The sequence below is a fragment of the Amycolatopsis eburnea genome (assembly GCF_003937945.1).
GTDB lineage: Bacteria > Actinomycetota > Actinomycetes > Mycobacteriales > Pseudonocardiaceae > Amycolatopsis > Amycolatopsis eburnea.
Genome location: NZ_RSEC01000063.1, coordinates 108,862 through 121,908 on the forward strand (window position 1 = coordinate 108,862; position 13,047 = coordinate 121,908).

Here is a 13,047-nt window from a genome sequence, read left to right on the forward strand (position 1 = left end):
AAACCTGTACATTCCGGAACCGGCGTGGCACCCTGCCCGCATGAGCATGCGCAGGTGGTACGGCCGCGTGACCGCATTGGCCGTTTCGATCGTGACGGCGCTCGGCCTGACCGCGGGGGTCGCCTCCGCGGCGGGGCACCACACCGGACAGTTGCCGAGCGGCGCCACCTGGGTGGCCGACGTGCCGGCCGCGTGGAACGGCACGACCATCCTGTACAGCCACGGGTTCGGGCCGCTCGCCGCGCAAGACGCGCCGGACGACGCGACCAGGGACGCGCTGCTCGCCCGCGGGTACGCGCTGGTCGGCTCGTCCTACAGCGGCCCGTCCTGGTGGGCGCTCGCCTCGGCCGTCGACGACCAGTTCGGCGCGCTGGCCGCGCTCGAGAGGGTGACCGGCCACCCGCGGCGCACGATCGGCTGGGGCACGTCGATGGGCGGGCTCGTCAGCGCGCTCGAAGCCGAAACCCCGCGGCTCGACGGCGTCCTGAGCACCTGTGGCCTCGTCGCCGGCGCGCTCAACTTGAACAACTACCAGCTGAACGGCGAATACGCGCTCGCCCGCCTGCTCGCGCCGGGGCAGGACGTCAAGCTGGTCCGCTTCGCCGATGCAACCGAAGCGAGCGCGTCGGCCGCGACCCTGACGCAGCTCACGACGGACGCCCAGGCCACCCCCGCGGGCCGCGCGCGGATCGCGCTGGCTGCCGCCTTCTTCAACGAGGCGGGCTGGTTCACCGGCCCGACGCCGCCGTCACCGTCCGACTACCCGGGGCAGGAAGTCCAGCAGCAGCAGGAACTCGCGCAGTTCGTGCTCGGCTTCGTGGTGAGCGGCCGCTACCAGGTCGAGCTGGCGGCAGGCGGCAACAGCGCGGCGACCGCGGGCGTCGACTACCGTGCGCTGCTGGCGGGCAGCAGCCACGCCCGCCAGGTCCGCGCCCTGTACCGGGCCGCCGGGCTCGACCTGGACGCCGACCTGGCCGCGCTGACCCGCGACGCGGACATCCGGCCGGACCCGCGGGCGGTCGGCACCCTCGCGCGCACGTCGATGGCGACCGGCCGGCTGCGCGTCCCGGTGCTGAACATCCACACCACGTTCGACCAGCTCGTGCCGGTCGAGCAGGAGGACTGGTACGCCGGGCAGGTCCACCGCGCCGGGCGCGGGCCGCTGCTGCGCCAGGCGTACGTCGGGACGACGGGCCACTGCGCGTTCCGGCCGTCGGAGAGCATCACGGCGTTGCGGGCGCTGGAATCCCGCGTCGAGTCCGGGCGCTGGGACGACGTCGCGGAGCCGGCGCGCCTCAACGAAGCCGCCGCCGCGCTCGGGGAGGACGGGCGGTACGCGCGGTTCGACCCGCCGCGGCTGACCGGTGGGCTCAGCGCCCGCGGTTGACCGCGCTGATCCTGTCCTGGAGCCGGTGCCGCGCGGCGTCGAGACCGTCCCGCGGCGCCGGTTGCGGCGCCGCGTCCGGCTCGCCCGCCGGGCCGTCGACCGGGTAGACCGCCTTGTCCCCGGGCAGCGGGACGCCGGGGCAGGTGGTCGCGGCCGGGCGGGCCGCGCCGAGGAAGAACCCGTTCACCAGACCGTCCACACAGGAATTGCCGCTCACCGCGTACTGGCCGTGGAACGGCGAATCCGCCACCGAGACCATCGGGACACCGGCCGCCCGCGCCGCCGACTCGGCCTGTTCGTAGCCGGTCTGCGGATCGAATTCGCCCTGCACGACCAGGACGTTCTTCGCGGCGCGCGGCGGCAGCTTCGGCAGCTCGTGCCGGGGGAGGTCGGACCAGTAGCCGCACGGCTCGCTGAGGCCGTAGGCCCAGCCGAACAGCGGGTACGACGGCCCCTGCAGGTCGCTGAGCAGCTTGTACCAGCCCGAATTCCGCGACGGCTGGTCGGCGCACGCCACCGCCAGCCGGGTGCCTGGGACGTCTGCGTAGTCGGGTTCCGGCGCCGCGAGCGTCCGCACCACGCCCGCGGTGGTCAGGCGAGCGGCCGGGACGCCGAACACCGCGCGCGAGACGGCGTCGAGGTCGTCCGCCGGCGGGGTGGGGGTGGCGCCGTCGAGCGCGGCCGCGCCCTTGGTGAGGACCAGCGCGCCGGCCAGCCACTGGCGGGTGCTGCCGTTGCCGACGAAGACGTGGTCGAACAGGTCCGGGGACAGGCCCTCGCGCTTGAAGAACGCCCGCAGCCGCTCCCACTTCGCCCGGACCTGGCCGGGGGTCTTGCCGAGCTGCTCGGGGAAGCGGCGGGCGAGCCAAGGCGCGTAGACGTCGTCGAACTGGCGCTGGTCGATCTTCGGGAACGCTTCGAACGCCGCCTGGAGCCTGCCTTCGAAGTTGACGCTGGAGTCGAGCACGAACTTGCCGGCGTGGTCCGGGAACAGCGACGCGTACTTCGCGCCGAGCCAGGTGCCGTAGGAGAAGCCGAGGTAGTTCAGCTCCTCGTCCTTCAGCAGCGCGCGGATCAGGTCCATGTCGTGCGCGGTCTGCCAGGTGGTGACGTAGGGCGCGAGCGCGTCGCTCTGGCACGCCTCGGCCACCGCCCGCGGCGCGCGCTGGTGCCGCGAGATGCTGCCCGGCGAACGGTCGCGCGCGTCGAGGTCGTCCTCCTGCGGCAGCCGCCCGAGCGGCACGCGGCAGACGAACCCGGCGTCGTCGCCGCCTTCCTGGCCGGTGCCGCGCGGGTCCATGCCGATCAGGTCGAAGTGCTCGTTCAGCGACGGCTCCAGCCCGGCCAGCGCGCCGGCGAGCGAGGTGCCCTGGCCACCGGGGCCGCCGGGGTTGACCAGGATCGCCCCGCGCCGGCTCCCGGTGGCCGCCGCCCGGCTGATCGACACCTCGAGGTCGGCGCCGGCGCCGGGCGCGGCCCAGTCCCGCGGGACGGTGATCCGCGCGCACCGCGCGGGCTGCGCTTCGATCCGCTTGGCGAACGGGCAGCCACCCCACGACACCTGCTGCGTCAGGTACGGCGCGAGCGGATCGGGCGTGGCCGCGGCGGCGGGCGCCGTCGTCACCACCAGCACCGAGACGGCCACCGCCAACCCTGCCCGGGACGTTCGCACCGCAGTTCCCTTCGTCGCCCGGGAAAGCCAAGCACGGCGGCCGGGGGCGAAGCAGCACGAAGATCAAGATTCAGCTCGAACCGGTGAACCCCGCTCAGGCGCGGTACGGACCGTGGTGCCCGAGGTCGGGGCTCACCTCCGGGTGCCGGCCCTCCTGGCCGGGCACCGGGGCGACGGTCGGCTCGGCGAGCACCTCGCCGCCGGCCTCGCGCTCCTGGTAGTGGGCCTCGACGATCCGGCCCTGGCGGCCGCGGGCCAGCACGGCGAGCGTGAGCACGTGGACCACGGCCAGCAGCAGCAGGAAGACGCCGAGCCTGCCGACCAGCGCGGCCGCCGAACCCGACCACCGCGGGCCGACCACGGACAGCAGCGCCAGCACGCCGAACGCGACCAGGTGGAAGACGGTCACGACCGGCCACGCCATCGAGCCGGTCTCCTCGCCGCCGTCCGGGCCGGTCAGGTAGCGGCGCGCGCCGCGGTAGAGGACCTGGCCGTCGGCCAGCACGATGACCGCTCCGATGATCGGGAACCCGGTGAGGTCGTTGTCGGGCATGCGCTCCTCCTCGTTTCCGGCGGGGTACCCGGCCGGGCCGGTCCCGGGCCGCGGTTCACCGGAACGAGCGACACCGGTCGGCCTGCTCACACCCGGGAATCAAACCCGGCCGCCGGGCGCTGGGAGCGGCGTGAAGAAAATCGGCTTCCTGTCCTTCGGCCACTGGTCGCCCGGCGCGCACTCCGAGACCCGCTCGGCCGCGGACTTCCTGCACCAGTCGATCGACCTCGCGGTTGCCGCCGAGGAGCTCGGCGTGGACGGCGCCTACTTCCGCGTGCACCACTTCGCGCGGCAGGCCGGCAGCCCGTTCCCGCTGCTGTCGGCCATCGGCGCGCGCACGTCGAAGATCGAGATCGGCACCGGCGTGATCGACATGCGCTACGAGAACCCGCTGTACATGGCCGAGGAGGCGGGCGCCGCGGACCTCATCTCCGGCGGCAGGCTCCAGCTCGGCATCAGCCGGGGATCCCCCGAGCAGGTCATCGACGGCTGGCGCTACTTCGGCTACGCCCCGGCCGAGGGCGAGACCGACGCCGACATGGCGCGCCGCCGCACCGAGCTGTTCCTGGAGGTGCTCGGCGGCGAGGGCTTCGCGGAGCCGAACCCGCGCCCGATGTTCGCCAACCCGCCCGGCCTGCTGCGCGTCGAGCCGTACTCGGAGGGGCTGCGCGAGCGCATCTGGTGGGGATCCAGTTCGAACGCGACCGCCGTCTGGGCCGCGAAGCTGGGCATGAACCTGCAGAGCTCCACGCTCAAGGACGACGAGACCGGCGAGCCCCTGCACGTCCAGCAGCGCAAGCAGATCGAGGCCTACCGCGACGCGTGGCAGGAGGCCGGCCACACCCGCGAGCCGCGCGTGTCGGTCAGCCGCAGCATCTTCGCGCTCACCACCGACCTCGACCGCGCCTACTTCGGCCGCGACCGCCACTCGCGCGACCAGGTCGGCATGATCGACGAGAACACCAGGGCGATCTTCGGCCGCTCGTACGCCGCGGAGCCCGACGAACTGGTGCGGCTGCTCAAGGAGGACGAGGCCGTCCAGGCCGCGGACACCCTGCTGCTGACGGTCCCGAACCAGCTGGGCGTCGACTACAACGCGCATGTGCTGGAGGACATCCTCACCCACGTGGCGCCGGAGCTCGGCTGGCGCTGAGGCGCGAGCGGCCCGGTGGCGGCCGGGCCGTTCTTCCTCAGCCGTGGGTGATCTTCAAGCCGTAGAACGCGACCCGCGCGCCCTTCGTCGTGCTGTCCGAAGAGGACTGGTTGTACGAGCCCGCCTTGAAGTACTGCTTGTACGCCTTGAACGACGACGGGATGCCGTAGTGCGTGGTGCTGCCGTTGACCGTGAGGTCGATGGTGTTCCCGCCGGAGATCCCGATCGTGTAGGTCCACGTCTTGCCGAGCGAGACGTGGCCGACGGTGTGCGGCGTCTGCCCGCCGTCGGGGGAGTTCTCGGTGCCCAGCACGATGTCCCCGCTCGCGCGGTAGTACAGCTCCAGCAACGGTTTCGTGGACGACCCGCCGGTGCCGAGGTGCACCTGGCCGACGCACACGTTCGACGTCACCGACACCACGCGCAGCGTCGCGCTGAGCTTGTGCGACCCGCTCAGCGACCAGTTCGCGGCCGACCCGTCGCGGTTCATCTCGCGCAGCTCGGAGCGCGCGTAGTTCGAATTCGGCGTGGTGACGCCCTTTTCCGGCGCCCAGAAGGTCATCGCGCCGTCGCGGGTGTCGGTGTAGAAGTAGCTGTCCTGGAAGCCGTTCGGCCCCTGCAGCCGGGACGACGGGATCGTGGTCGGCTTGCCGGGGGAGCCGACCGGCTCCTGCAGCTGCCAGACCGAGAGGTCGAAGTTGCCGCCCGGGGCCACGGACGGATCCGCCGCCACGGCGGGCAACGCGGTGGCCGCGGCCAGTGCCGGAACCGCCAGCAGGACGAACAAGGCACGCACGCGCATCGTGGGTGTCCTTTCGCGAGGGGGACGCTGCACCATTCGTTCACGGACGTGAATAAATGGTCTGGACAACCCGGCGGCGTGGACCCACGGTAGGACGATGATCACCGGTTGTCAAGATCTGCCGCCGGAGTCGGGTGATCGAGGCAGACCCCGCCGGACCAGGGGGCAACGGGGCCGCGGGCCGGAGATGCTGGGGTTACGTTCGGATCATCAACGGATTCGACGCGCATTCCGCGGAAAGGAGCCGGAAAAATGGGGAACGGAACCAGAAAAGCCACGGTGACGGCGATCGCGACGACCGCGCTGACCTTGTCCGCGGTCGCCCCGGCGAGTGCGGAGCCGACGCCCAGGCACTGCGTGCTGAACACCGCAACCGGTGTGGAGCACTGCTCTTCCAGCCGGATCGCGCTCACCGCGCAGGCGAACGGCGACGTCGTGCAGGGCACTTTCTTCGACGGCCCGGACTACACGGGGAACTCGCTGACCATCACCGGTCCGCAACTGTGCGAAAAGGACGGCTGGGTGAACTGGCAGTTCGACCTCTCCGACGACTGGAAGAACAAGATCTCGTCGGTGCAGCCGTGGGGGAACTGCTGGATCTGGCTCTACCCGGAGCCGAACCTCGGCGGCGACCGCGACGGCCCGTTCAAGGAGAACACCGGCAACGTCGGGTCCTTCATGGACGACCGCACCCAGTCGATCGGCTTCAGCTGAGCCACCCCCCGCGAGAAGGAGTGACCGCATGACCTGCAAGCGCACCACGTGGGCGGCGGCGGGCCTCGGCCTGGTGACCGCCGCCGGCCTCGTGCTCACCGCCCCGGCCGCGTCCGCCGAAGACCAGCCCACCGCCCGGGAACTGCTCGACAAGTGCGACAACGGCACGGACTCGTGCGTGTTCCACCCGGCAGGCCCGCCGGAGGAGCACACCGGCGCCGGGCACCAGGTCGGCGAGGCGGCCTACAACTGCACGCCGGACCTGCAGCGCAGCACCGTGAACTGGTCCGACACGACGGGTGAGTCGAACAGCTTCGGCGTCTCCCTGTCAGCCGAATACGGGTTCTCGGAAGTGTTCAAGGTGTCCATCGAGACGTCGTACCAGCACACCTGGGAGTCGTCGCACACCGAAGGGCAGGCGACCAACGTCGACGTCCGGCCGGGGGAGAAGGGCTGGGTGGAGCGGGCGCCGAAGATGCAGAAGGTGCACGGCACGTACGAAATGCACTTCGGCGACCGCTTCTACGGCCACTACATCTGGTACCAGGACTTCGACGCGGACGGCCCGGTCCCCGGCTCGACCGGCGACATCACCCAGCACACCGCCCCGATGACCGACCAGGAACGCGCGGAGCACTGCGGCTGACGCCCCGCCGGCGGGAATCGCGATGGCCGATTCCCGCCAGCGGCCGTCCGCTGTGGACGGCAGCATCGAACCCGTGAAGACGGAAACCCCTGCCCACACGGCCATCGAGCCCGGCATCCTCTACTTCGGCACCCCGGTCGTGCTCATCTCCACCACCAACGAAGACGGCTCCGCCAACCTCGCGCCGATGTCCTCGGCCTTCTGGCTCGGCTGGCGCGCGATGCTCGGGCTCGGCGCCCGCTCGAAGACCACCCAGAACCTGCTCCGCACCGGCGAAGGCGTGCTCAACCTGCCCTCCGACGCGCTCGCCGCGGCCGTCGACCGGCTCGCGCTGACCACCGGGTCGGATCCCGTGCCCGACGGCAAGCGGAAGCGCGGGTACTTCCACGTCGCGGAGAAGTTCGAGCGTGCCGGGCTCACGCCTGTCGCGTCGGAAACGGTTGCGCCGCCGCGGGTTGCCGAGTGCCCGGTGGCCATGGAGGTCGTGCTGGAGGCCGTGCACCCGCTCGCCGACGAGGACGCGCGGCAGCGCGGCGGGATCGTCGCGCTCGAGGTGCGCGTGCAGCGCGTGTTCGTCCACGACGACATCCGGGCGGCCGGCAGCGACGACCACATCGACCCGGATCGCTGGCGGCCGCTCATCATGAGCTTCCAGAAGCTCTACGGCCTCGGCCCGCAGGTGCACCCCTCGACGCTGGCCCGCATCCCCGAACGCCTTTACCGGGGCCCGGACATCGACCGCGCCCGCGGCGTCACGTCGCGTTCAACCGCGTCAGCAGGGGAGCGAGCGTCTTGATGCCGGCGGTCACCGCCGCCCGGCCCTTCGCCGAGGAGATCGGCGGCTGCCGCGTCAGCAGCACCACGACGTAGCGGCCGCCGACCACGCCGGTGGTGTTGAGGACCAGCGCCGAGCGCAGGATCATCCAGCCCTGCTTGACCTGCCAGGACATCCCGCTCAGGCCGTCGGGGATGCCGAAGTACTGGTCCCAGCCGTCGTCGGCGGGGTTGCGGGCGTTGCCGAGCGCCGTCAGGATCGGCTGGGCGATCTCGTCGGGCATCGTGTCTTCCAGGTACTGGTAGATCGCCAGCACGTCACCGGCGCTCGTCTTGGCCATGCCCCACTGCGTCGGGTCCGCGGGCGGCGTCGTGTGCGCCAGGCCGAGCAGCGCCGCCGTGCGCGTCACGATGGCGTTGCCGCCGTTGCGCTCCCAGAACGCCGAGGCGATCGCGTCGTTGCTGCCCTCGAGCATGTCGGTGAGGTCTTCGACGGCGTCGGCGTCGGGGAGCGCCCACGCGCCCGTGGTGTCGTCGCGGACCTCGTCGATGGCGATCAGCAGCTTGACCACCGACGCGGTGTAGTACGGCTCGTCGGCGCCGAGGGTCGCCAGCTCCTTCCCCGCTTCCCGGTCGTACAGGACGAACCCGACGCTCGTCCGCGGCGAAGCGGCGGTCACCGCGGCCGCGACGCCGTCCGCGACCGACGACAGGTCCGGGTACGGGACTTCGGACGTCGACGCCACCGGACTGGGGGTCGGCGGCGGGGCCACCACGGCCACCGGCGCCGGGCCGGTGGACCCGCCGCCGGCCGAGACCAGTACCCCGGCCGTCAGCGCGGCGGCCGTCACCCCCGCGCCCGCGAGTGTCCGGCGGATCCGTGTTCCCATGCCCGTCCAACGGGCCCCGGCTCCGGGTCGACCTGTCCGTTCCCTGTGTCTTGCTGTGGGAATACTGTGCCCGCCGCCCGGCGTACGTCATGGGGTGAGCGACTTGCGGATTCTGGTGGTGGGTGCCGGCGCGACCGGCGGGTACTTCGGCGGGCGGCTGCTGCAGGCGGGCCGGGACGTCACGTTCCTCGTCCGGCCCGGCCGGGCGAAGGTGCTGCGGGACAGCGGCCTGCGGATTGTCGGGCTCGGCGAGGAGACGGTGCTGACGCCGTCGCTCGCCGAGACCGGGACGCTCGACGGGACGTACGACCTCGTGCTGCTGGCCGTCAAGGCCACCGGCCTGGCGGCGGCCATCGACGATTTCGCCCCCGCGGTCGGGCCCGAAACCCTGGTCCTGCCGTTCCTCAACGGACTCGCCCACCTCGACGCCCTCGACGCGCGGTTCGGCGAAGGCGCCGTGCTCGGCGGTGTCGCGAAGGTGATGACCACCCTCGACGACGACGGCGCGATCCGGCGGCTCGGGCCCTTGCAGCACCTCACGTACGGCGCCCGCACCGAGCCCGCCCCGCCGCGGCTGGCCGACGTCGGCGCGGCGCTGGAGGGCGCCGGGTTCCCCGTCGTCCGAAGTGCCCGGATCACCGAGGCGATGTGGGCGAAATGGGTGTTCATCGCCGCGATCGGCGGGATCAACAGCCTGCTGCGCGGCACGATCGGCGACGTCGTCGCGGTGCCGGCCGGCGCGGAGCTCGCCGAAGCCGTGGTGGCCGAAGCGGCTGCCGTCGCCGAAGCGGCCGGGTACCCGGTGCCCGCGGCGGACCTCGAAACCACGCGCAAGACCGTGACCGACCCCGCGATGGGTGGATCTTCGCTTTACCGGGACCTGCTCGGCGGTCACCCGGTCGAGGGCGAGCAGATCTTCGGCGATCTCACCGCGCGTGCCCGTGCGCTCGGCGTCGCCACGCCCCTGCTCGACCTCGTCAGCCTGCAGCTTCGCGTCCACAACCACCGCATCGGGTGAACCGGTCACGGACGGCGCTTTGCCCGGGCAGTCCAGGGGATCGTGGTCTTTCGGGCACCCGCGTGGCGGCGCCGTCCGGGCCCCGTACCGCACTGCTACTCTTCGTAAGGAGAGTTGCTTGAAGGTTTGACGACGGAGAATCGGCGAGGGGAAATGGCGGAGCGGTTCGAGTTCGTCCTCGAGGTCGTCGAAGCCCTCATAGTCGGCCAGGCCACCGGCGGTGACGTCCGGCGGTACCCGCTGCGCGCGGGCAACCTGCCGACGGACCCGGTGCGGTTCGTGCGGGTCGCGCGTCAGGTGTACGACGCGCTCGAGGAGCGGCGGCTTTCGGTCTCCGGTGAGCTGCACCCCGGTGTGCGCACGGCATTCGAGCTGCTCGCCGAGCCCCGGGTTTCGGTTGCGGTGAGCGGGATCGACGGCCTCGGCGCCGACGTCGCGGTCCTCGTGGTCACCGACGGCGCGCAGGCGCTCGGCATCACCCAGAACCCGGACACCGACGAACTGCTGTTCTCGCTGTTCGCGGACGAGGAGCTCGTCGAGGTCGTCACGGGCGTGCTGCCGCCCGCCCCGGCCGCGACCACCGGCAAGCACGTCGTGCACCGCGCCGCCGGGCGCGAAGTCTCGGCCATGGCGGCGAAGCGCATCGCCGACGCCGAGTTCGAGGAAGAAGAAACCGACGCCTTCGGCATGATCGAGGTCAAGGCCGTGGTGCGGCCGGGCCGCCGACCGCCAGCGCGGAAGCCCTCGGACGTCGCGGTGCTCGAGCGGGTGCTCGCCGAACCGCGGCTGGGCGGCGGCCACATCGCCGTCACCGCGCAGGGCCGCCGCGGCGAGCGCGTGGCCGGGGAACCGCTGAGCTGGCTGGACACCGCCGACGGCCGCTACCTCGTGCACACGACGACCGGCGAGGCCGGCGAGCTGACGGCGGAGTACGTGCCGGCCGGCCGGGCCGACCTCGCCCGCGCGATCCGCGACGCCATCGCCGCGGTGTACTGACCGGGAAGGGAACAGTCCTGATGACGGAAGAGACCCAGGCGGTGGCCCAGGCTCTCCAGGCGACGGCGCAGATGCAGACCGCGACCGAGCCCGCGCAGAAGGCCATGGCCGCCGTCCGCGTCGGGCTCGCCGGCGCCCAGCTGAAGCGGCTCGCGCAGAGCGGTGGCTTCGCCATCGACGACACCACGGGCAACCAGCTGATCGAGGCCCTCGAAGGCGTGCTCGAGTCGCTCGAACAGCGCTGGGCGAACCTGCAGCGGCTGAACGACGCGCCGGCCATGAGCCGCACCGCGACCGGCCAGTGGGTTTCCGCGCACATGGTCAACACCGCCGCCGACGACCACGGGCTGGTCACGCAGCTGCAGGCCGCGCGGCAGGAGTTCCCGACCTACATCGAAGCCATCAAGCTGGCCAAGAAGAACTACAAGTCCCGGGAAGAGAACACGCGCGCGACGCTGACCTCCCTCCCGACCGCCGACCAGAGCTGAGGGAGACCGTGGCACCCACCGCCGAGTCCGTCTCGGACCCGTCGTCCCCGGACTACAACCCGCGCAGTCCGCTCTACGACGTGACGGCCGATTCGTCGTCGAAGTACTACGTCGGTCCGCTGACCACGGACAAGTCGCCGTCCGGCGACGAAATCCGCGAAATGGCCACCAGGCAGGTCGACGACGAGATCCGGCGCGGCTGGCTCGGCCCGGTCGTCGACCCGGTGCTGCGCGACAAGAAGATCCAGGAGCTGTACCAGCAGCACCTCGACGACGCCAAGCACGGCCTCGACGAGGGCCTCGCCATGCGCGAGACCGGCGGCGCCCCGAAGACGCTCTGGGCCAACGCCACCCACGAGCAGATGAACGAGGCCATCACGCAGGACGCCAACCCGGCGACCGTCGCGGAGACCTCGGAGGAGTGGGTGCGGGTCGGCAACGACCTCGGCACGCACCAGAAGACGCTGGCCGACGCCATCAACGCGAGCACCAGCAACTGGCAGGGCGACGCCGGCGACGCCGTCCGCGAGCACCTCGCCGGGGTCGGCAAGTGGCTGGGCGCGACCGCGCAGGGCGCGACGCTCGCCGGCCGCCAGCAGGAGATCCACTCCCAGGCGCTCAACGAAACCCAGCGGCAGATGGTCGCGAACCCGCCGGTCCAGTTCGACCTGCAGAGCACCAACCAGCGGCTGATGTCGATGACCGACCCGGTGCAGTACGCCGCGGCGGCCGGCGAGGCGATCCAGACCTACCGGGCCCAGACGGCCGCGCGCGACCACGCCGCGCAGATCATGACCCAGTACGACGAGACCATCGGCGCGGCGGTCGCCACGCCGCGGTTCCCGGCCCCGCCGAAGCTGCCGACGGCGACCGCGACGCGGCAGCTGACCGGCACCCGGGCGGACGGCGGTGCGGCGGCGAGCGCCGAGCACCCGCTGCTGGCGCGGACCGCGATGGACCCGGCACTGGACCCCACCGCTTCCGGCCGCACCCCGGCCGGGCTGGACGCCGCCGGGCTCGGCGGCGCGGGCGGCCCCGGGGGCAGCGGTGCCGGGATCCCCGGCGGCGGCTCGGGTATCCCGGGCGGCGGCCCGGGCGGCTCCGGCACCGAGGGCTTCTCGGGCAGTGGGATCCCCGGCGGCGGCGGGGCAGGCGGCTCCGGCTTCTCCGGGGCCGGTATCCCGGCCGCGAGCGGTGGCGGCGCCGGCGGTTCGGGCTTCAGCCCGGGGTCGATCCCGGAGATCCCCGGCGGCAGCTTCAGCGGCGCCGGCATCCCCGGCTCGTCGGTCCCCGGTTTCGACGACTCGACGACGTCGTCCGGCTTCTCGCCGTCCGGCATCCCGTCGAGCGGCGGCCCGGGCGGCAGCGGCTACACGCCGCCGTCGATCCCGAACATCCCGGACGTCGGCGGTGGCGGCACCACGATCGGCCGCGGCGGCAGCCCGATCCCCGGGTTCACCCCGCCGGGCATCGACCCGATCACCGGCCTGCCCACCGGCACCGGCCCGGGCGGCATCCCCGGCGGCGGGAAGACGCCGACCATCGGCCGCCTCGGCGGCATCAACGGGGACAGCATCGCCAGCCGCCTCGGCGGCATCGGCGGCGGCGGTGCCGGGGGCGGGTCCCTCGGTGGCATCGGCGGCGGTGGCGCGGGCGGCGGTGGCGTGCGCGGCACGGGCGCGGGCAACCTGGCCGGCGGTGCGGCGTCCGGCGCGGCCGCGGAGGCCGAAGCGGCGGCGGCGCGCAACGCGGGCATGGCGGGCAAGGCCGGCGCGGCCGGTTCCCCCGGCATGGGCGGCATGGGTGCCGGCGCCCGGGGCGGCAAGGGCGACAACGACAAGGAACACAAGGCGGCCGACTACCTCGAGAGCGACGACCCGAACTTCTTCGCGGGCGAGCAGGTCGTCGCGCCCCCGGTGATCGGCGACTGGAAGAACCAGGATTGGAAGTGAAC

General features: G+C 72.7%; 13 protein-coding genes. 9 read left to right on the forward strand and 4 right to left on the reverse strand.

Annotated features, from left to right (window positions below; genetic code table 11):
• Nucleotides 1–40: 40 nt before the first annotated feature.
• Nucleotides 41–1,387: an alpha/beta hydrolase gene (locus EIY87_RS44290; protein WP_225440409.1), complete on the forward strand. Its 1,347-nt coding sequence runs from the start codon at nt 41–43 to the stop codon at nt 1,385–1,387.
• Here the strand turns inward: EIY87_RS44290 and EIY87_RS44295 are convergent.
• Nucleotides 1,371–3,059 (reverse strand): alpha/beta fold hydrolase, encoded by a 1,689-nt coding sequence (locus EIY87_RS44295; protein ID WP_225440410.1) that lies wholly within the window; start codon nt 3,057–3,059, stop codon nt 1,371–1,373. The genes EIY87_RS44290 and EIY87_RS44295 overlap by 17 nt on opposite strands.
• A gap of 94 nt (nt 3,060–3,153) precedes the next feature.
• Nucleotides 3,154–3,612: a hypothetical protein gene (locus EIY87_RS44300; RefSeq protein WP_125316084.1), complete on the reverse strand. Its 459-nt coding sequence runs from the start codon at nt 3,610–3,612 to the stop codon at nt 3,154–3,156.
• 130 nt (nt 3,613–3,742) lie between these two features.
• On the opposite strand from EIY87_RS44300, the gene EIY87_RS44305 reads away from it, so the two are divergent.
• Nucleotides 3,743–4,765: an LLM class flavin-dependent oxidoreductase gene (locus EIY87_RS44305; protein WP_125316085.1), complete on the forward strand. Its 1,023-nt coding sequence runs from the start codon at nt 3,743–3,745 to the stop codon at nt 4,763–4,765.
• A 37-nt stretch (nt 4,766–4,802) separates the two neighbouring features.
• Here the strand turns inward: EIY87_RS44305 and EIY87_RS44310 are convergent, their stop codons facing one another.
• Nucleotides 4,803–5,567: a polysaccharide lyase family 7 protein gene (locus EIY87_RS44310; RefSeq protein ID WP_125316086.1), complete on the reverse strand. Its 765-nt coding sequence runs from the start codon at nt 5,565–5,567 to the stop codon at nt 4,803–4,805.
• Between the two features lie 252 nt (nt 5,568–5,819).
• Here EIY87_RS44310 and EIY87_RS44315 point away from each other — a divergent pair, with 252 nt between their 5' ends.
• The 3 genes from EIY87_RS44315 to EIY87_RS44325 are packed head-to-tail and all read left to right on the forward strand — an operon-like array spanning nt 5,820 to nt 7,723.
• Nucleotides 5,820–6,281 (forward strand): hypothetical protein, encoded by a 462-nt coding sequence (locus tag EIY87_RS44315; protein WP_125316087.1) that lies wholly within the window; start codon nt 5,820–5,822, stop codon nt 6,279–6,281.
• Between the two features lie 28 nt (nt 6,282–6,309).
• A complete protein-coding gene (locus EIY87_RS44320) occupies nt 6,310–6,927 on the forward strand; it encodes a hypothetical protein (RefSeq protein WP_225440411.1) in 618 nt (205 codons plus the stop codon).
• Nucleotides 6,928–6,949: 22 nt separating this feature from the next.
• Nucleotides 6,950–7,723 (forward strand): flavin reductase family protein, encoded by a 774-nt coding sequence (locus EIY87_RS44325; RefSeq protein ID WP_125316088.1) that lies wholly within the window; start codon nt 6,950–6,952, stop codon nt 7,721–7,723.
• Here the strand turns inward: EIY87_RS44325 and EIY87_RS44330 are convergent.
• Nucleotides 7,680–8,591 carry a hypothetical protein gene (locus EIY87_RS44330; RefSeq protein WP_125316089.1) on the reverse strand — a complete coding sequence of 304 codons (912 nt, stop codon included), beginning with the start codon at nt 8,589–8,591 and terminating at the stop codon, nt 7,680–7,682. The two genes, EIY87_RS44325 and EIY87_RS44330, sit on opposite strands and share 44 nt — an antisense overlap.
• Before the next feature lie 103 nt (nt 8,592–8,694).
• Here EIY87_RS44330 and EIY87_RS44335 point away from each other — a divergent pair, with 103 nt between their 5' ends.
• The 4 genes from EIY87_RS44335 (at nt 8,695) to EIY87_RS44350 (ending at nt 13,045) form a co-directional block, all read left to right on the forward strand.
• Nucleotides 8,695–9,609 carry a 2-dehydropantoate 2-reductase gene (locus EIY87_RS44335; protein ID WP_125316090.1) on the forward strand — a complete coding sequence of 305 codons (915 nt, stop codon included), beginning with the start codon at nt 8,695–8,697 and terminating at the stop codon, nt 9,607–9,609.
• A gap of 153 nt (nt 9,610–9,762) precedes the next feature.
• A complete protein-coding gene (locus EIY87_RS44340) occupies nt 9,763–10,605 on the forward strand; it encodes an ESX secretion-associated protein EspG (protein WP_125316091.1) in 843 nt (280 codons plus the stop codon).
• Nucleotides 10,606–10,625: 20 nt separating this feature from the next.
• Entirely contained in the window at nt 10,626–11,093 is a 468-nt protein-coding gene (locus EIY87_RS44345; RefSeq protein ID WP_125316092.1) for a hypothetical protein, read from the forward strand.
• Nucleotides 11,094–11,101: 8 nt separating this feature from the next.
• Nucleotides 11,102–13,045 carry a hypothetical protein gene (locus tag EIY87_RS44350; protein WP_125316093.1) on the forward strand — a complete coding sequence of 648 codons (1,944 nt, stop codon included), beginning with the start codon at nt 11,102–11,104 and terminating at the stop codon, nt 13,043–13,045.
• The last annotated feature ends 2 nt before the right edge of the window (nt 13,046–13,047 follow it).

Excerpts from the sequence above, each read along its gene's own strand:
- EIY87_RS44290 (WP_225440409.1), top strand. The coding sequence starts at position 41 with ATGAGCATGCGCAGGTGGTACGGCCGCGTGACCGCATTGGCCGTTTCG.
- EIY87_RS44300 (WP_125316084.1), bottom strand. The coding sequence starts at position 3,612 with ATGCCCGACAACGACCTCACCGGGTTCCCGATCATCGGAGCGGTCATC.
- EIY87_RS44310 (WP_125316086.1), bottom strand. The coding sequence starts at position 5,567 with ATGCGCGTGCGTGCCTTGTTCGTCCTGCTGGCGGTTCCGGCACTGGCC.
- EIY87_RS44315 (WP_125316087.1), top strand. The coding sequence starts at position 5,820 with ATGGGGAACGGAACCAGAAAAGCCACGGTGACGGCGATCGCGACGACC.
- EIY87_RS44320 (WP_225440411.1), top strand. The coding sequence starts at position 6,310 with ATGACCTGCAAGCGCACCACGTGGGCGGCGGCGGGCCTCGGCCTGGTG.
- EIY87_RS44325 (WP_125316088.1), top strand. The coding sequence starts at position 6,950 with ATGGCCGATTCCCGCCAGCGGCCGTCCGCTGTGGACGGCAGCATCGAA.
- EIY87_RS44330 (WP_125316089.1), bottom strand. The coding sequence starts at position 8,591 with ATGGGAACACGGATCCGCCGGACACTCGCGGGCGCGGGGGTGACGGCC.
- EIY87_RS44340 (WP_125316091.1), top strand. The coding sequence starts at position 9,763 with ATGGCGGAGCGGTTCGAGTTCGTCCTCGAGGTCGTCGAAGCCCTCATA.
- EIY87_RS44345 (WP_125316092.1), top strand. The coding sequence starts at position 10,626 with ATGACGGAAGAGACCCAGGCGGTGGCCCAGGCTCTCCAGGCGACGGCG.